The 18182-nt window shown below is 67.2% G+C and carries 12 protein-coding genes; 10 read left to right on the top strand and 2 right to left on the bottom strand.

Features of this window, described 5'->3' with window-relative positions; genetic code table 11:
* The first annotated feature begins 3 nt into the window (after positions 1–3).
* The 6 genes from AC0MAZ_RS17120 to AC0MAZ_RS17145 are packed head-to-tail and all read left to right on the top strand — an operon-like array spanning position 4 to position 6874.
* Positions 4–1011: a polysaccharide deacetylase family protein gene (locus AC0MAZ_RS17120; RefSeq protein WP_198742899.1), complete on the top strand. Its 1008-nt coding sequence runs from the start codon at positions 4–6 to the stop codon at positions 1009–1011.
* On the top strand, positions 1011–2315 hold the full coding sequence (locus tag AC0MAZ_RS17125) for a lipopolysaccharide biosynthesis protein (protein WP_475858672.1): 1305 nt from the start codon (positions 1011–1013) through the stop codon (positions 2313–2315). Before AC0MAZ_RS17120 ends, AC0MAZ_RS17125 begins: the two co-directional genes overlap by 1 nt.
* On the top strand, positions 2312–4222 hold the full coding sequence (locus tag AC0MAZ_RS17130) for a hypothetical protein (RefSeq protein WP_232856942.1): 1911 nt from the start codon (positions 2312–2314) through the stop codon (positions 4220–4222). The genes AC0MAZ_RS17125 and AC0MAZ_RS17130 overlap by 4 nt, the downstream gene beginning before the upstream one ends.
* Positions 4223–4256: 34 nt before the next feature.
* Entirely contained in the window at positions 4257–4946 is a 690-nt protein-coding gene (locus AC0MAZ_RS17135; RefSeq protein WP_203646308.1) for a GNAT family N-acetyltransferase, read from the top strand.
* 4 nt (positions 4947–4950) lie between these two features.
* Positions 4951–6123 carry a GNAT family N-acetyltransferase gene (locus AC0MAZ_RS17140; RefSeq protein ID WP_254464890.1) on the top strand — a complete coding sequence of 391 codons (1173 nt, stop codon included), beginning with the start codon at positions 4951–4953 and terminating at the stop codon, positions 6121–6123.
* Positions 6095–6874 (top strand): ChbG/HpnK family deacetylase, encoded by a 780-nt coding sequence (locus AC0MAZ_RS17145; protein ID WP_232856940.1) that lies wholly within the window; start codon positions 6095–6097, stop codon positions 6872–6874. The genes AC0MAZ_RS17140 and AC0MAZ_RS17145 overlap by 29 nt, the downstream gene beginning before the upstream one ends.
* A gap of 533 nt (positions 6875–7407) precedes the next feature.
* Here AC0MAZ_RS17145 and AC0MAZ_RS17150 read toward each other — a convergent pair.
* Positions 7408–9651 carry a putative bifunctional diguanylate cyclase/phosphodiesterase gene (locus tag AC0MAZ_RS17150; RefSeq protein WP_475858673.1) on the bottom strand — a complete coding sequence of 748 codons (2244 nt, stop codon included), beginning with the start codon at positions 9649–9651 and terminating at the stop codon, positions 7408–7410.
* Between the two features lie 136 nt (positions 9652–9787).
* Here AC0MAZ_RS17150 and AC0MAZ_RS17155 point away from each other — a divergent pair, with 136 nt between their 5' ends.
* The 4 genes from AC0MAZ_RS17155 to AC0MAZ_RS17170 all read left to right on the top strand — a co-directional run bounded on the left by AC0MAZ_RS17155 (position 9788) and on the right by AC0MAZ_RS17170 (position 16651).
* Complete coding sequence (locus AC0MAZ_RS17155) at positions 9788–12916, top strand: dermonecrotic toxin domain-containing protein (RefSeq protein ID WP_475858674.1); 3129 nt, start codon at positions 9788–9790, stop codon at positions 12914–12916.
* Between the two features lie 97 nt (positions 12917–13013).
* On the top strand, positions 13014–14633 hold the full coding sequence (locus AC0MAZ_RS17160; protein ID WP_203646299.1) for an NADP-dependent glyceraldehyde-3-phosphate dehydrogenase: 1620 nt from the start codon (positions 13014–13016) through the stop codon (positions 14631–14633).
* A gap of 269 nt (positions 14634–14902) precedes the next feature.
* Positions 14903–15370, top strand: a complete 468-nt coding sequence (locus tag AC0MAZ_RS17165) for a VOC family protein (RefSeq protein WP_475858675.1) — start codon at positions 14903–14905, stop codon at positions 15368–15370.
* An 87-nt stretch (positions 15371–15457) separates the two neighbouring features.
* Positions 15458–16651, top strand: a complete 1194-nt coding sequence (locus AC0MAZ_RS17170; protein WP_475858676.1) for a hypothetical protein — start codon at positions 15458–15460, stop codon at positions 16649–16651.
* Positions 16652–17024: 373 nt separating this feature from the next.
* Here AC0MAZ_RS17170 and yiaY read toward each other — a convergent pair whose 3' ends face one another.
* The gene (gene yiaY, locus AC0MAZ_RS17175; RefSeq protein WP_096047947.1) at positions 17025–18173 is read right to left on the bottom strand and encodes an L-threonine dehydrogenase; all 1149 of its coding nucleotides are present in this window, start codon (positions 18171–18173) and stop codon (positions 17025–17027) included.
* Positions 18174–18182 lie beyond the last annotated feature (9 nt).

Raw genomic sequence — 18182 nt, forward strand, 5'->3', positions numbered from 1 at the left:
GACATGCCGATCAAGACCCATATCAAGCAGGCCAGTGGCTGGTTCTATTTCAAGTCGCCGCGCGGGCGCGCCGAACTGCGCGGCGCCGGGGTGATCCTCATGCTGCACCGGGTGCTGGCCGACGACGCCAGCGCCGCCCTGCCCCATCGCAACGAGCTGTGCGTCGGCCCCCGGGCCTTCGAAGGGCTGCTGCGCTGGCTGCCCCGGCATTTCGACTGCGTCAGCCTCATGGACCTGCTCAAGAGTCACGAGGAGCCCCGCGGCGACACCCGCCCCAAGGTGGCCCTGACCTTCGACGACGGCTGGCGCGACAACGCCGTCAACGCCTTCCCGCTGCTGCAGCGCCACCAGGTGCCGGCGAGCATCTTCCTGTCCACCGACTTCATCGGCAGCCGCCAGCGTTTCTGGTGGGAAAGCGTCGGTGAAACCCTGTGGGGCAGCCATGGCGAGGAGGCCCGTCGGCAACTGATCGAGCGCCTGCGCAAGCTTGGCCGGCCACTGCCTGCGGCCTACTTCATGCACGACCACAGCAAGGCCCGCAGCCTGGTGCTGGCGCGCTACCTGCAGACCCTCAAGAGCCTCAGCCCCCAGGCCCTGCATGTGCTGACCGACGCCTGCCCGCCGGAGTCGCTGCCCCAGGCCATGGACTGGCAGCAGGTGCGCGCCCTGGAGGATTCCGGCCTGGTGCGCTTCGGCCCCCATGGCGCCAGCCATGCCCTGCTGCCGTACCTGGATGACCACCGCCTCAACGAAGAGCTGCAACGCAGCCACGCCGCGCTCAACGAAGGCTGCCGCGAACCGCTGCCGGTGTACTGCTACCCCAACGGCGATCACGACGAGCGCGTGCGCGCCCGTGTCGCCGCGCACCGCTACCCCTACGCCCTGAGCACCCGCCCGGGCATCTGCCAGGGCCAGGACGACCCGCTGGCGCTGCCGCGCATCGGCGTCAGCCAGCGCAATGCCAGCCGGCCTTCGTTGCTGGCCTGGCGCATCAGCCGCGGAGAACGCTGATGAACCGCAACAGCTACCTGCGCCACCTGGCGCTGAGCATGGGCACCAAGCTTGCGATGATCGCCCTGCGCCTGCTGCGCAACGTGCTGCTGGCGCGCATCCTCGGGCCCAGCGAGCGCGGCCTGTTCGCCCTGCTCAGCACCCTGCCCGACCTGCTCAGCGCCGCCACCAGCGGCGGCCTGAACAGCGCGGTCGGCTACCAGGCGGCCAAGCAGCGCGACATGGGCCTGCTGCTGACCCAGGTGCTGGTCTACGGCTGCCTGCTGGCCGGGCTGCTGACGCTGGTCTGCGTGTTGCTGGTGCGCGAGTTCGGCAGCGACCTGGAAATTACCGTGCAGCTGGGCCTGCTGGCCTGGCTGTTGTTGCTGGCGGTGCCGATGACCGTGCTCAAGAGCGGCCTGCTGACCCTGCACAACGCCAGCGGCGGCGTCGGTGCCTTCAACGCCCTGCGCCTGACCGAGTCGCTGGCGCCGCTGCTGCTGTTCCTCGGGCTGTTCTGGATGTGGCGCGACGAGGCCCTGGAGGCCGCGCTGATCAGCTGGCTGTGCGGCATCGCCCTGGTGCTGGTGCTGGGCCTGTGGTGGCTGCGCCGCCAGCACCCGCTGGCCCTGCGCTGGGATCGCGGCGGCCAGCGCGAACTGCTGAGCTACAGCGCCAAGAGTCACCCTGACCTATTGTTCCAGCAGGTGATCCTGCGCTCGGACTACCTGTTCATCGGCGCCATGCTCGGCAGCACCGCCCTGGGCCACTACGCCATGGCCAGCGCCGCCGCCGAACTGCTGCTGATCGTCCCCGAGGCGGTGACCACGCCGCTGATGAAACGCCTGCTGCAACAGGACGCCGGTATGGAACGCCTGACGCCCCTGGCCCTGCGCCTGACCGCCACGGTGATGCTCGGCGCCTGCCTGAGCATGGCGCTGATCGGCCAGTGGCTGATCGTCACCCTGTTCGGCGCCGACTACGCGCCGGCCTATCCGGCGCTGCTGGCCTTGCTGCCGGGCCTGCTCGGCCTGTGCTACGCCAGCATCCTGCGCCTGGACCTGCTGGGCAAGAACCGCCCCGGCACGGTGTCGCTGCTGATGGGCGCGGGCGCCGCGCTGAACCTGGTGCTCAACGTATTGCTGATCCCGACCTGGGGCATCGTCGGCGCCGCGGCGGCCTCGTCCATCGCCTACCTGGCGGTCACCGTGGCCATGCTGGTGCTGTATTGCCGCCTCAGCGGCGTGCCGCTGGGCCAGACCCTGATCATCCTGCCCGCCGACCTGGCGCCGCTGCGCCAGATGCTGCAACGGAGGGCGGCATGAGAGCCCTGCTGCTGTGCACCGCGCTGCTGGCACAGTCGGCGCTCGCCGCGCCCGTGCAATGGGGCGAGATCCGCGATGGCAGCCTGTACCTGCTCCCGGCCCGCGCCGACGAGCTGCGCATCCAGTGGCGCCCGGCCTGGCAGGCCGACGCCAACCCGGAGCGCCTGTACCTGCTGGACGGCCAGGGCCGCCTGACCGGCGAACGGCGCATCGAGGCCGCGCAGGTGCGCGGCGAGCAGCGCTGGCCCCTGGCAGCCGGTGGCGGTACCTATCGCCTGGAAGTGCCCGGCTACAGCTTCCGCGACTACCGCATCCAGCACGATGCCAGTACCCGTGCGCTGTTCGCACCGGCCAAAGTGCACTTCAGCGCCGAGGTCGGGCCGGGTGTCGAGCTGTACTTTCGGGTCAAGGCCGGCGAACGGGCGGTGTTGGCCGGCAAGCACCACGGCGGCGTCCACGGGCTGTTCGCCGAACGTCTCAGCGATGGCCGGCGCGTGCAGTTGCCACTCAAGCCCTACCGCGCCTACTGGCGCTTCGACCAGCTAGCACTGCCCGTCAGCGGCCGCGACGAGACCTGGCGCCTGGGCCTGCAAGGCAGCGGCAAGGCGGCGTTCTGGCTCGACGGCAGCGCCAACCTGTTCGCCCAGCGCGCCGACGACCTCGGTGACCTGCCCCAACAGCAGGGCCAGGTACGCCTGACCCTCGGCACCAAGCTACTCGGCCCCACGCCGAGGCTAGGGGTGGCCCTGCCCTATGTGCTGCCGCCGGCCTCGAGCTTTGCCGCCCTCGACGCCCTGCGCCCCCAGGCCGCCGGTTTCTACAGCTTCGTCGACGTGCTGCAACGCCAACCCGACTTCGAGAATGCCTGGCGCAAGCTCTACCAGGAACGCTTCGGCATCCTCCAGGACATCACCCTGCTGGCCGGCAGCGCCCGGGTCGCCGACCTGCGCAGCGACCGCACCAGCAGCGATGGGCTCGGCGCCTGGCTCGAAGCGACCAAGGCCCTGGGCGGCAAAGGCATCCACTACCTGGCCTTCGCTGACGAGCCCAATCTCAACTACCGCGACTACGCCAGCTATCGTGACTTCTTCCAGGCCATGGCCAAGCGCGTGCGCGAGTATCCGGGCGCCCGCGAGGCCGGTGTGCGCATTGCCATGCCGGCCTCCTCGCGCCTGCTCGGCGGGCCCTTCACCGACGACGGCAAGCAACGCCGCGGCATCGACTGGGCGCGGCGCCTGCTCGCCGAACAGGGTGCGCAGATCGACGCCCTGGCCTGGCACGAATGGATGGTCCGCGACCTGCTCGCCACCCGCAGCTACCGCGACAGCGTGCGCCAGGCCGCCGAGCTGGTGGGCCTGGACAACCAGGGCCGGCCGCGCAAGGCGTTGCTACTGGACCAGACCAACCTGTCCAGCGGCTCAAGCCTCAGCCCCTACGAGCAGAACACCCATTACGCCGGGCTGTGGTGGACCTCGGTGGTGATCAACGCCGCCGGCGACGGCCTGCTCGACATGCTCAACTGGTTCCATGTCGCCGACGAGCCAGAATGGCCCAAGGGCATGCTGCGCGATGCCGGCGACCAGCGCTACGAGCTCAAGCCGGTGGGCCTGGCCCAGCAGTTCATCCAGCGCCACTGGCTGGACCAGGTACTGACCCTGGACAACGACGCCTTCGAGGTCGACGCCCTGGCCATGGCCCGCCAGCACCAACGTAGCCTGCTGGGGGTGAACAAGGCCGAGCGCCTGCAACAGGTGGCGCTGGTCCTGGGCGACTGCCCGGCCGGCCAGCTCGAACTGTTCGGCCCCGACAACCAGAGCCGCCGCGCCAGCTTCAGCTGCGCCGATGGCCAGGTCCGTTTTCAACTGCCAGGGCAGACCGTATTCGCCCTGACCTGGAGCGCGTCATGAGACGCACCTCGATCAGCCATGCCCAGGAGGCACCATGACTGCATTTGCCAAGATCCAGGATCGCATCAAGCGCAAGGGACTGCGTGACACCCTCGGTAGCGCCTTGCGGCACTACGTCTTCTATCATTGGGAGCTGCTGTGGATGGAGCGCGACCTGGTCAGCCCGGTGCCGCCGCACCGGCTCAAGCCTTACGGCAGCCTGCGCGTCGAGGGCATCACCGTGCACAACGTGCAGGCCTTCGCCCGCCACTTCGGCGACCGGGTCGAGACCATGCGCGAGCTGGCCGCCGAAGGCCACACCGGGCTGATGTTCCTCGACGACGACAACGACGCCGTGGCCTTCATCTGGGGCAGCAGCCGCCACTATCACGACCGCCACTACTACGGCTGCTGGTTCCCGGTCGGACCGGGCGAGTTCTTCGAGTTCGGTGGCGAGTTGATCCGCAAGTACTGGGGCACCGAATTGTCGGTGGACCTGCAACTGGCGCTGTGGAAGGCCATGGCCGCCCAGGGCTGCACCAAGGTGGTGGACGTGTGCGAGCAGCACAACATCCCGGCGCTCAAGCTGCACCTGCGCATGGGCTATCAGGAGCAAGGACGGATCATGAACGTGTACTGCCTGTTCGGCCGCTGGAGGTTCTACCGCGAGAGTCGCTACACCACCTCGCGCCTGGAGCCACTGCGCAAACCGGAGGCCCCGGCCTCCTCGGCCACGGCGGGCTGAAGCCATGGCCCTGCAGCTCAGATGGTGCGCCTCGCTGCGCAGCGACGACTTCCCCGCCGCCGACTACGAGGCGCTGCGCCGGCGCCTGCCCGGCAGCACGCCGTTCAACCACCTCGGCTGGCTGCGCGCCGCCGAGGCCGCCCTGCTGCCCGGCCAACGGCTCGGTGTGCTGCTCGGCTACCAGGACGAACGCCTGTGCCTGTGCCTGCCCCTGGTCCGCGCCCGGGAGCCCTTCGGCCCACTGTTCGCGCCGGTGGTGCGCCACCTGGGCTATCCGCTGAGCGACCGCATCGCGCTGCTCATCGACCTGCCGGCGCTGTACGCCGACCAGGTCCTGCAGGCCATCCGCAAACACCTGCCCCATGCCCTGCTGCAACTGAACGAGGTGCCGGACAACGCCGAGCACGAAGGCTGGTTGCGCCAGTGGGCCGGCGCCAGTTCCACCTGGCAGCAGCGCCTGACCTGCCGCGTGCCGGTGCACCGCATCAACGAACAGGATCGCCAGGAGGTCAGCGGCGATCCGCGCTACAAGCTGCGCCGCGCGCGCAAACGAATCAACGCCTGCGGCGCCAGCGTGCGCCGCGTCATGGCCACGGCCGAGAACATGGGTGAACTGCTCGACGCCATCAGCGCCGTCGAGGCCGTGAGCTGGAAAGGCGACGACGAGGTCGGCATCTTCTCCGGCCCCCTGCGCCGCCAGTGGATGGAGCAGGCCTTCATCGCGCTGGCCGGCGAAGGCCTGGTGTGCCTGGTGCTGCTGGAGCTGGACGGGCGCTGCATCAGCTACCGCCTGGGCCTGGTGGAGCGCGGCCGGGTCTACGACTACAACCTCGCCTTTGTGCCCGAACACCGCGACCTGGGCAGCGGCCGCGTACTACTGGAGGAGTGGATCCACTGGGGCCTGGACGCCGACTGGAAATGGATCGACGCCTCGCGGGTCAGCCTGGACAATTCCAGCCACCAACTGCACGAACGCATGACCGGCCAGCTCGAACAGTGGCGCCTGAGCAGCTACAGCTGGCGCCCCGACGGCGTGCTGCTGGGCCTGGCGCAGCGCTGCTGGCACTGGCTCAAACCACGCCTGCGCAGGCGCTCGCCGCGCAACGAAGCCGATGTTGTCGCCCCCACCCCGCCACAGGAGCGCCCGGATGCCATCCCAGGTCATAGTCAACGCTGACGATTTCGGCCTCAGCGCCCACACCAACGCGGTCATCCTGCACGCCTTCCAGGCCGGGCTGATCAGCTCGGCCACGGCCATGGCCAACATGCCGGCCTTCGCCACCGCCTGCGCGCTGGCCCAGCAACCGGCGCTCAAGGGACGCATCGGGCTGCACTTCAACCTCACCTACGGCCGCCCGCTGAGCCAGGCGATCCTGGACGAGCCGCGCTTCTGCACGCCCCACGGCGAGTTCGACCTGCGCCTGAAGCAACGCACCCTGCGCCTGTCGCGCCGCGAGCGGGCCGCAGTGGAAGCGGAGCTCGAAGCCCAATGGAAACACTGCCTGGACCACGGCCTGATGCCCAGCCACCTGGATTCGCACCAGCACGTGCACAACATCTGGCCGGTGGGCACCGTCGTCGCCCGCTTCGCCCGCGACCAGGGCGTGCCGGTGCGCCTGGCGCGCAATCTGGGGCACAACATCGGGCCGGCCAAGCGTGCGTTCAAGACCCTGCTCAACTGGCGCCTGCGCCAGCTCGCCGGGAGCACCGCCGACTTCGTCTGCACCCCGGCCGACCTCAAGGCCGGCCTGGCCCCCGAGCATGGCGTGCTGGAGCTGGTGGCCCATCCCAGCGCGCTGGGTGGGCATGATTTCGGCGACGCCTACCTGGCCAGCGGCGAATCGCTGCTGGCGCTGGTCGAGCAGCGCCTGGGGCAGGTGCCGCGGGTGGGGTATGCGAGCTTGGGTATGCAGGAGGAGATGAGTTGATGGCCGCCGGGTGTTCGACGTTAGAGGTGCATTGCCTATGAGATCGAGCGCCGCCCGCGCGGCGCATCGCGGGACAAGCCCGCTCCCACAGGCATAGCGCGTGGCTTGAGGGCCGCGCGGTCGCTGTGGGAGCGGCTTCAGCCGCGAACACCGGCGCAGCCGGTGCCAGGCACCGCGTCGCCTGCTTCGCGGCGGTGCGGCGGTCCGATAAACCCGCTCCCACAGGGATCGCGCCAGATTCTAAAAATTGAGCAAGACAGTTGCTCCCACATCTGTTTCGGGCCAATTCATCCTGTGCCATTACCTGGTCCGCCTCGTTGGTACGACGCGGTTTCAGCATGGTCGCTACCGGTGCTCCACATGACTCAAGACATGCACCAAGGCGGGCAACCATGGCCTGACAGGTTTGGCACGTTGCAACAAATGTGGGAGCGGCGGTGCGCCGATGCGACTTGTCCCGCGATGCGCCGCGCGGGCGGCGCTCGATCTGATAGGCGCCAAACCTGTATCGACGGGCACTCGCCCCCCTGCCACTAACGCCCCGGCGGCCGATGCCGCCGTTCATGGTTGTCGTCCAGCCAGCGGCGCAAAGCCTCGGCCGGCATCGGTCGTCCGAGCAGGAAGCCCTGGCCCTGGTCGCAGCCGGCATGGCGCAGGAAATCGTACTGTTCCTGGGTTTCGATGCCTTCGGCGGTGATGCGAAAACCCAAGGCATGGCCCAGGTCGATGATCGCCCTGGCGATGGCTACCGCATCGTCGTCCCCGGGCAGGTCCTTGATGAAGGCGCGGTCGATCTTCAGGTGATCGATCGGCAACGCGCGCAGGTAGGCCAGCGACGAATAGCCGGTGCCGAAGTCGTCCACCGCCGTGGCCACGCCCATGGCCTGTAGCTGCGCCAACACCGCGCAAGCCTGCTGCTGGCTTTCCATCAGCAGACTCTCGGTGATCTCCACTTCCAGCAGGTTGGCCGGCAGGCCATGGCGCTCCAGTGCCGAGGCCAGGCTGGTGACGTAGTCGCTGCGCTCGATCTGCAGGGCCGCGACGTTGATCGCCAGCGGTCCGGGCAGGCCATCGCCGGCGCGCCACTCGGCCAGTTGCGCGCAAGCCAGCTCCAGCACCCGCTCGCCCAGCGGGATGATCAGCCCGGTGCGCTCGGCCAGGGGAATGAACTCCCCCGGCGAGACCAGGCCATGTTCGGGGTCACGCCAGCGCAGCAGGGCCTCGACGCCTTCCAGCTGCCCGCTGAACAGATCGACCTTGGGCTGGTACCACAGCTCGAATTCGTTGTGTTCAAGCGCCCGGCGCAGGTTGCGCTCCAGCTCCAGGCGCTGCTGCAGACGCTCGGTCATGTCCGGGTGGTAGGGCCGCCAGGCATCGCGCCCGGCTTCCTTGGCCGCATACATGGCGGTGTCAGCGTGGCGCAGCAGGCTGTCGGCGTCCTCGCCGTGCTGCGGGCACCAGGCCAGGCCGATACTGCCGGTGACCAGGGCGGCGTTGCCATTGAGGTCGAATGGCCGCTGCAGACAGCGCAACAAGGCACGGACCTGGTGGTTCACCTGGCCCTGGGCGCCTTGCAACATGAACACGAATTCGTCACCGCCCAGGCGGCACAGACGGTCCTGGCTGTCCAGTTCCTGCAAGAAGCGCGCGGTCGCCTGTTGCAGCAACAGATCGCCCATCGGATGCCCGAGGCTGTCGTTGACTTGCTTGAAACCGTCGATATCAAGCATCAGCACCGCCAGGCCATGCCCCTGCAGGATCGCCGCGCCCAGCTGCTGCTGGAACAGGATCCGGTTGGGCAGCCCGGTGATGGTGTCGTAATGGGCCAGGCGTTCGAGCTGGGCCTGGTAGCGCTGCAGCTCGCGGTTGCGCTGCTCGAGCAGGCGCTGCTTGCGGTTGAGCTGGGCGACGAACAGGCTGAACAGCCCCGTGCAGCTCAAGGCGAACAGGAACAGCGGCGAGCCGAACAGGTCCAGCCCCGACCAGCCACCCCGTGGCGCCGCCACCAGTTGCCAGACACCGCCCGGCACTTCCACGGTCATCTTCACCTGCGACGTGTCGAACAGCTTCGGATCGCCCCAGATCAACGCACCCTCGGCGCCCTTGCCGTCGCCGCCGCGCACGGCGACCTCGAACTCGGTATCCGGGCGCAATCCCGCCGTCAGCAGCAAGCGGTCGATGTCGGCGACGATCGACACATTGCCCCAGTAGAAGCGCACGCCGCGCTTGCCAGTGACGAACACCGGGCGCCGGTAGATCAGCGCCCGGCCACCCTGGTACAGCTGCAGGGGACCGGCCAGCACCGGCTGGGCCTGGTCGCGGGCCGAGCGCACCAGCGGGAACTGGTCTGGCAGCTGGCGATAGTCCAGCCCGACCAGCCGCTCATTGCCCGCCATCGGGTAGACATCGCCGATCACATCCCCCGGCGCCAGTGCGATATGACGCATGTAGGGGACCGACTGCAAGGCATCGCGGGCCATGCCGTGAAAGTGCGCCGGACTGATGCCACCGTCGGCGCTGATCAACTGGGCGATGCCTTCGGCCTCGCCAAATGCCGCACCCAACTGGGCTTCCAGGGCGCCGCGCATCCCTGCCAGGCGGGCCGCAAGGTTGCCAAGTTGCTCACTGCGCTCGCGCTGCGCATCCAGGTGCCCCAGGACCACTGACAGGCCGATACCCACCAGGGCGAGACCGACCGGCAGCAGGCGATTGAGCGATTGGCGCAAGGTCCCGGCTGGGGCTGGCGTGGGGTCTTGTGGGGGCTGGGAAGTGATCATAGGCAAGCGATGGCAGGCAATTACGCAGTTATCGGCGCTGCGCGGCCAATGTTGAGGCCTGTTTTACCAGTACAAGCATGTACCACCGACAGCTCCGATGCAGCTGCTCTGATGTGCGCTTTGCAAGGAGCCACAGATGACAGCGAATATCCCCCACTCACACCATGCCCTTCTGCAACGCCGACTGCCCGCCTGGACAAGGGAGGCGAGAGCCGAACACTGGCAGCAACTGAGCGACGCCATCCTGCCGGCGCAGGGCCTGCCCGGCGCCGAGGCGGCCTGGTTCGCCAATGCCGCGCCACACCTGCGCGAGGCGGTCCAGACCAGCCAGACACGCCTGATGCAGGCGCAACGTGCGCTGGCACGGCACCTGCGCGGCTTGAAGAACATCAACGAATTCGCCGAGCCCCTGCTCACCGAGCGCTTGCGCACGCAACACGGATTCAGCGCGCCGTTGCGCAGCACGTCGCTGGTCTGGGTGAAGCACCTCTACAGCTTCCAGGTCTACCTCACCCACCACGAACACCGCAGCCTGCTCGAAGCCGCCCTGCACAACTTCAGCGACGCCGTGACCTTCAGCCGCGACAGCGCCCTCGCCCTGGACAGCGACTGGCAGGTCAGCCAGACCGTGGTCACCGGCAAGACGACCCTGGGCGACAGCGAGACCGAAGTCGATATCGACCTGCCTTCGGAGCAGATCCAGATCAAGCCCCTGGCGCTGACACCCGAAGCGTTCGCCAGAACCTGCCGCGAGCTGGACCTCGGCCAGGCTTACCAGGATCACCTCGATACCGCCTTCGCCGCGTCCGGCGTGCGCCCGGCGGCGCTGCGCGTGTACCAGGACAGCCTGCGTCTGGCGGCTGACCTCGCCCGAGTCCGCAACCGCCTCAGTGGTGCGGGATGGGATGCGCTGCAGACCTTGCTGGAAAATGGCAAAGCATTGCCCAGTAGCCAACTGAGCCTGTTCGGCATCACCCTGCACGAGGCCGTCCTGATCGACACCGGCACTCCGGGCATCGTGCTGTACCTGCCGGAACAGACAGACCACCTACGTGCCTTCGACAACCTCGAAACCCTGCATGACCAGTTGCGCAGCGACTTGCAACAGGAGCCATTTCGCCAGGGTTTCATGGCTTATGTGCCAAGCGAGCAACAGGACCAGTTCACCAGCCGCCTGCGCCAGAATGCCGGTGGCGACCTGCGCTTGCGTACCCTGCCCATCGCCGTAGACCTGTACGACTTCCTCCACGACGACCACTTTGCACGCCTGAAATACGAAGCCCGACAACTGGCCGTGCCTACCGCGCAGGCCGACGAACAGGCGCTCAAGGCGCGCAAGGCCCTCTGGGCCAGCGCCGGCCTCGACATGCTGATGATCGCCGGCCTGTTCGTCCCCGCCTTGGGCACGGTCATGACCGCGGTGATTGCCTACCAACTGTTGGATGAAGCCTACGAAGGTTATGAATCCTGGCAGGTCGGTGACCGCGCGCAGGCCATGGCCCACCTCAAGTCGGTGGGCCTTAACCTGGCGCTGATCGGCGGGCTGCATCTGGCCGGCAAGGCCGCGTCACGCTTCGCCAGCAGCCCGTTGATGGAGAGCCTCGAACCCGTCACCCTCGAAGACGGCAGCCAGCGCCTGCGACGCGTCGATCAGCGTGACGAGAGCGTTTTGAAGAACGCCCTGAAGGGGCTGTATCTCCCCGAGCAAGCCAGCCTGCTGAGCGAGCGCCTGATCATCAACGCGATGCCGCAGCTGCCTGGCTGGCCAGAGCAACTGCGCCTGGAACTGCGGACCGCGTCACCCCAAGGCCCGCTGCTGCTTGTCGCCGGCACCCAGGACGCCAGCCGTGTCTGTACCGTGCTCAAGTCAGCCGAGGGCTACGAAGCCTACCTCGGAGAACGACCGGTCCCCTTGCAACAGGACCACGACCTCTGCCGTGCCATCGTGCAGGCCCTCTCCTCCGGCGACCGTGCGGCCCTTGGCCTGACGGCCACCAACATCGATGAACTGCGCCGCAAGATCCACGCGCTGGCCCTGTCGGAGCGAGCCATGGCCGGACGTCTACTGAACGACTCGACGTCGGGTTGGGGCAACCATGGTCAGTTACGCGGCGGTATGGACGAGCCTGCACCACCCGCACAGCGCATCGACGTCGGCGCGTTCTTTCGCCGCTACCGCGCGCTCTACCCCGAAACAGCCGATTACCAGGTCAACGAGCAACTGACCCAATGGTTCGAGGCCGGCCTGGATCCGGCACAGCAGCTCGCCGAACTGGAACGGCAACTGCTGGCGTTCCGCGACCAGATGCGTGCCTGGGCAGGCAACAACCCGCTGCGCCAGGCCGCCGCACGCCGGCTGGTAAGCAACTGGCAACGGATCTCGGAGTACTCAGAGGAAGAAGGCCGGGTCATCCACCTGATCAGCCTGACCGACTTGAACCTGACCAACCAGGACCTGGCCTCGCTGGCGTTACCTGATCGCTTCACCCATATCCAGCGCATCGACCTGGGCGCCAACCCCGCCCTGAGCGAGCTGCCCGCGGAGTTCCTCGAACGCTTTCCCGACTTGCAACGCCTGCACCTGATGAACTGCGGCTTCGAGCAAATACCAGCGGTCGCGGTGCCGCGCTCACTGGAATGGCTGGATATGCAAGGCAACAGCATCCTCTGGAGCGACGCCAACCAGATTGTCCTGGATCGCCTCGACAACCTTCGCCTGCTCGACCTGTCGCACAACCCGCTGGCCCGCAGCCCGGACCTGAGCCGCCTGGCCGCGCTGGACATGCTCAACCTCAACACCTGCGAACTGGCGGACTGGCCAGCCGGCCTCCGCAACGATGACGACTGGCGCCCCATCGTTTTCGATCTGCGCGATAACCGCTTCACCCATTTGCCGGACGACCTGCACCTGTCGCGGGTGGCGGGCCAGGCCCTGTGGCTGGAGAGCGCCGAACTCAGCGAGCGCGTCAGCCAGCAGATCCAGGCCTACTACGAGCGCAATGGCGTCGACCTGCTGGTGGCCGACGCCGAGTACGAAGAGATGCTGGAGGACACCGGTGTCGACGACTGGAGCATCTGGAACACCTTGCCGCTGCAGTATCGCCGCGATCTGCGCGGGCTGCAGGACCTGCCGGACTACACTCAGCCGCAACTGTGGCAGCGCCTGCGCACGTTCGCCGACCCTCGGGCCATGGACTATGGCCTGTCGATCGGAGCGATGCGGCTGATGGACGCCGAGGTGTTCCCGCCGCCCTTCGAGGAATGACCGCGTGCGGCTGCGCCAGGCTGGCAATTTTCAGCCGGTCGGCGCATGCTCGCAGGCTGAAGCGTTTCACCATCCGGATTTGAGAGGTGCAGTACCCATGGACCGTCTGCTCGATTCGCTGTTTCCCGCCCCCGAGGACATCCCCGAAGCCTGGCGCCTGGGTGCGCCGCTGGAGCAACGCGACTACCTGGTCGGCGGCGAGCTGCGCCGCTGGGACGGGCCGCTGGCCACCGTGCGCAGCCCGGTGTGGCTCAAGGAAGGCGACAGCGAACGCCAGGTGATCCTCGGCAGCGCGCCGCTGCTGGACGCCGACACCGCGCTCACCGCCCTCGACGCGGCCGTGGCCGCCTACGACAAGGGCCGCGGTGCCTGGCCGAACATGCGCGTGGCCGAGCGCATCCAGCATGTCGAGGCTTTCCTGGCGCGCATGCGCGAGCAGCGCACGGCGGTGGTCAAGCTGCTGATGTGGGAGATCGGCAAGAACCTCAAGGACTCGGAAAAAGAGTTCGACCGCACCTGCGACTACATCGTCGACACCATCGACGCGCTCAAGGACCTCGACCGCCGCTCCAGCCGCTTCGAGCTCGAACAGGGCACCCTCGGCCAGATCCGCCGGGCGCCGTTGGGCGTGGCGCTGTGCATGGGCCCGTACAACTACCCGCTCAACGAAACCTTCACCACGCTCATCCCGGCGCTGATCATGGGCAACACCGTGGTATTCAAGCCGGCCAAGTTCGGCGTGCTGCTGATCCGCCCGCTGCTCGAGGCCTTCCGCGACAGCTTCCCGCCGGGGGTGATCAACGTCATCTACGGGCGTGGCCGCGAGACCGTCAGCGCGCTGATGGCCAGCGGCAAGGTCGATGTGTTCGCCTTCATCGGCACCCACAAGGCCGCCAGCGACCTGAAGAAACTCCACCCGCGTCCGCACCGCCTGCGCGCGGCCCTGGGCCTGGATGCCAAGAACCCCGGCATCGTCCTGCCCCAGGTCGACCTGGACAACGCCGTCGAAGAGGCCGTTACCGGCGCCCTGTCGTTCAACGGCCAGCGTTGCACGGCGTTGAAGATCCTGTTCGTGCACGAAGACGTGGTCGATGCGTTCCTCGACAAGTTCCAGCGCAAGCTCGCCGCGCTCAAGCCGGGCATGCCCTGGGAGCCGGGCGTGGCGCTGACGCCGCTACCGGAGCCGGGCAAGGTCGACTACCTCGACGGCCTGGTGGCCGACGCCACCGCCAAGGGTGCGCGGGTACTCAACGAAGGCGGTGGGCACAGCCGCGGTTCGTTCTTCTACCCCGCCCTGCTCTATCCGGTCAGCCAGGACATGCGTGTCTACCACGAGGAACAGTTCGGCCCACTGGTGCCGGTGGTGCCCTACCGCGACCTGCAGACGGTGATCGACTACGTGCTCGACTCCGACTACGGCCAGCAGCTGAGCCTGTTCGGCAACGACCCCGAGACCGTCGGCGCGCTGGTCGACACCTTCGCCAACCAGGTCGGCCGGATCAACCTCAACGCCCAGTGCCAGCGCGGGCCGGACACCTACCCGTTCAACGGCCGCAAGAACAGCGCCGAGGGGACCTTGTCGGTGCATGATGCATTGCGGGTGTTCTCCATCCGTACTTTGGTGGCGACCAAGTTCCAGGAGGCGAACAAGGAGCTGATCAGCGAGATCATCCGTAACCGGCAGTCGAGTTTCCTGACGACCGATTACATCTTCTGATCACCACACACTCCCCCTGTAGGAGCGGCCTTGTGTCGCGAAAGGGGCGCGCAGCGGCCCCAGGTTTTCAGCGTAAAAGCATCAATCGCCGGGGCTGCTACGCAGCCCTTTCGCGACACAAGGCCGCTCCTACCCTGACCGCATCAGTCCCAAAACCGGGTTTTTAATCGACAATCGATATAACGCGACTGTCGATTTTCCATCCGCCTAGACGACTCTAATCACCAGGCTGTTGCAAACAACAACCCACGTGAAAGGAGTTTACGAAAATGGCAGTCAAACCTATCCCCGAAGGCCAGCGCAGCATCACCCCTTACCTCGGCATCAAGGACGCCGCCAAAGCCATCGAGTTCTACAAGAAGGCCTTCGGCGCGGTCGAGATGTTCCGCCTTGAAGACCCCCAAGGCCGCGTCGGCCATGCCGAACTGAAAATCGGCGATTCCTCGCTGATGCTCGGCGACCCCTGCGACATGCCGAACACCCTCAAGCCGAGCCAGACCATCGAACATCCAGCCGTCGGCCTGCACCTGTACGTCGAGGATTGCGACAAGGTCTTCGCACAGGCGATCGCCGCTGGCGCCCAGCAGTTGAGCGAGGTGAAGGACCAGTTCTACGGCGACCGCAGCGGCACCTTGAAGGATCCGTTCAACAACATGTGGTTCGTCTCCACCCACAAGGAAGACCTCACCCCCGAGGAAATCCGCGCCCGCGCCGCGAAAATGTTCGGCGCCAACTGAGCGGCAAGCTTCAAGCCGCAAGCTTCAAGTTGAAAGCCGCTGCGCTTTGCTTGAAGCTTGAGGCTTGTAGCTTGGAGCTGCCTCTCAATGCGTATCATCGAAAAATCCGGCGCGCAGGTGCGCAGCCTGACCCTGGCCGAAGAGGAACTGTTGGCCAGCTTCGCCACCGGCACCCTGGCCGGCCCCCGCCTGCTGCAAGCCAACCAGTGGCTGATGAAAGTGCGCAGCGCCAACCAGTGGTTGGCCTGCGATTGCCGCCAGGATGCCCTGCCGGTGCTCAACGTGTCGCTGAACGGCAACACCGGCACCCTGTTCCTGCGCAACAACCCCGACACCCCGGAACACACCCCGGGCTGCCCGTTCAGCAAGGATGAACGCGAGACCGGCGCAAGCGCCGAGGACAACACGCCTCCCGCGGCCTGGCTGGCGCCGGATGCGCCGTTGCGGCTGCTCGGCGACTACCGCCGTGCCATTGACGGGGAAACGGCCGCCGGACCACGCGACCCCGGCGAGCGCCGCGAGCAGCAGCGCCTGTTGTCGCTGCTGCTGACCTGGATCGAGGCCAGCGGTCTGAATGTCTACGCCACCCACCTGAAGAAGGACCTCACCGCCCAGTTCGCCGAGCTGCGCGGCGTCGCCGGCCGCTACCCGCTGCTGGAACGGGTGCCGGCCAGCAACTACCTGGAAACACGCCTGGACATGAAGCACATGATGATGCTCAAGGCGCGCCTGCGCGAGGCCACGGTGTTCGGCAACCATCGCCGCCATGGCCTGCTGCTCGACTGCGTCGACCAGGTCAAGGGCCGCAAGCTGTTCAACAACCGCAGCGAGGACGGCTTCGACTTCCAGGGCCACCACCACTACTGGGGCGGCAACCGCGCCTCAGGCCCCTTGCTGGCCCTGGCGCTGTACTCGCCGGCCACCGCCGGCAGCCATTTCTACGAACTGATCCATGTCGCCAGCGTACCGGTGCTGTCACGTGGGCACCTGTTCCCGGTGTACCGCGACGAAGAGCGCGAACCGCTCAAGGCGCTGGTGTCGCTGATCGACTGGATGGCGAGCAAGGGCGTCAAGGTATTGATGCGCCGCCCGGTGATCGGCGGCCAGGTGATGGACGAGCTGGTGCTGACCTCGGACCAGGACCGGGTGCTGTCGGTGTCGTTGCTGGAGCAGCCGATCGGGCCGGAACCGGATGCCGAGAACTTCAAGCGCTACGCCGACTTCAAGAGCCTGGAGACCTTCCGCAAGTACGTGGCCGGGTTCTTCATGCGCGAACGCTGAGCAAGCCCCCCAGGGCCAAATTTCGTGGTTCTGGTAGAAGATCGCCCAGCCCTTTGGGGCTGCGCTGTCGTGCAGTGAACTGTGATCCCTGTGGGAGCGGGCTTGCCCGCGAAGCAGATTCCGCGGTGCCTGGCACCGGCTTCGCCGGTGTTCGCGGGTGAACCCGCTCCCACAGGTCCATGCTAAATCAATGAGTTACGGTTTGTTCCATGAGAGATCGCCCAGCCCTTTGGGGCTGCGCTGTCGTGCAGGGAACTGTTATCCCTGTGGGAGCGGGTTCACCCGCGAACACCGGCGCAGCCGGTGCCATATGCGGCGGTCCGATAAACCCGCTCCCACAGGGTCAATGGGCTTGCCCCGCGATGACGCCGGGCTAGAACGCCGCCTTGAAGATCGCCTCGATCTCCACCTGGCTGGCCACCCGCGGATTGGTCAACCCGCAGGCATCCTTCAAGGCATTGGCCGCCAGCACCGGCACATCCTCGACCTTGGCCCCCAGCTCCGCCAGCCCGGCCGGAATGCCGATGGCCGCCGCCAGGTGCTCGATGGCCGAGATCGCCGCCCCGGCGCCCTGCTCCGCGTCCAGCCCGCAGACCTTCACCCCCATGGCCTTGGCCACATCGCGCAGGCGCGCGGCGCTGACCTTGGCGTTGAAGCGTTGCACATGGGGCAGCAGCACCGCGTTGCACACACCATGGGGCAGGTCGTAGAAGCCGCCCAGCTGGTGCGCCATGGCGTGCACGTAACCCAGCGAGGCATTGTTGAACGCCATGCCCGCCAGGAACTGGGCATAGGCCATGTTCTCCCGCGCCACCAGGTCGCCGCCGTCGGCGACGGCCTGGCGCAGGTTGTCGCTGATCAGGCTGACGGCCTTGAGCGCGCAGGCGTCGGTGATCGGCGTGGCGGCGGTGGAGACATAGGCCTCGATGGCATGGGTCAGCGCGTCCATGCCGGTGGCGGCAGTGAGGCCCTTGGGCATGCCGACCATCAGCGCGGGGTCGTTGACCGACAGGATCGGCGTGACGTTGCGATCGACGATGGCCATTTTCACATGGCGCGCCTCGTCGGTGATGATGCAGAAGCGGGTCATCTCGCTGGCGGTGCCCGCCGTGGTATTGATCGCGATCAGCGGCAGCTGCGGCTTGGCCGAGCGATCCACACCTTCGTAATCGCTGATATGCCCACCGTTGGTGGCGCACAGGGCGATGCCCTTGGCGCAGTCATGGGGCGAGCCGCCCCCCAACGAGACCACGCAGTCGCAGCCCTCGCGACGCAGCATCGCCAGGCCCGCCTCGACGTTGGCGATGCTCGGGTTGGGTTTGGCGCCGTCGAACACCCGCGAATCGATGTCGCGCATGGCCAGCATCCCGGCGATGCGCTCGGCGACGCCGGCCTTGGCCAGCCCGGCATCGGTGACGATCAATGCCTTGCGCAGGCCATAGCCGGCGATCGCGGTCATCGCCTCGTCCAGGCAGTCGATGCCCATGATGTTCACGGCGGGGATGAAGAACGTGCTGCTCATGGCCGGATC

Source organism: Pseudomonas sp. A, assembly GCF_056270345.1.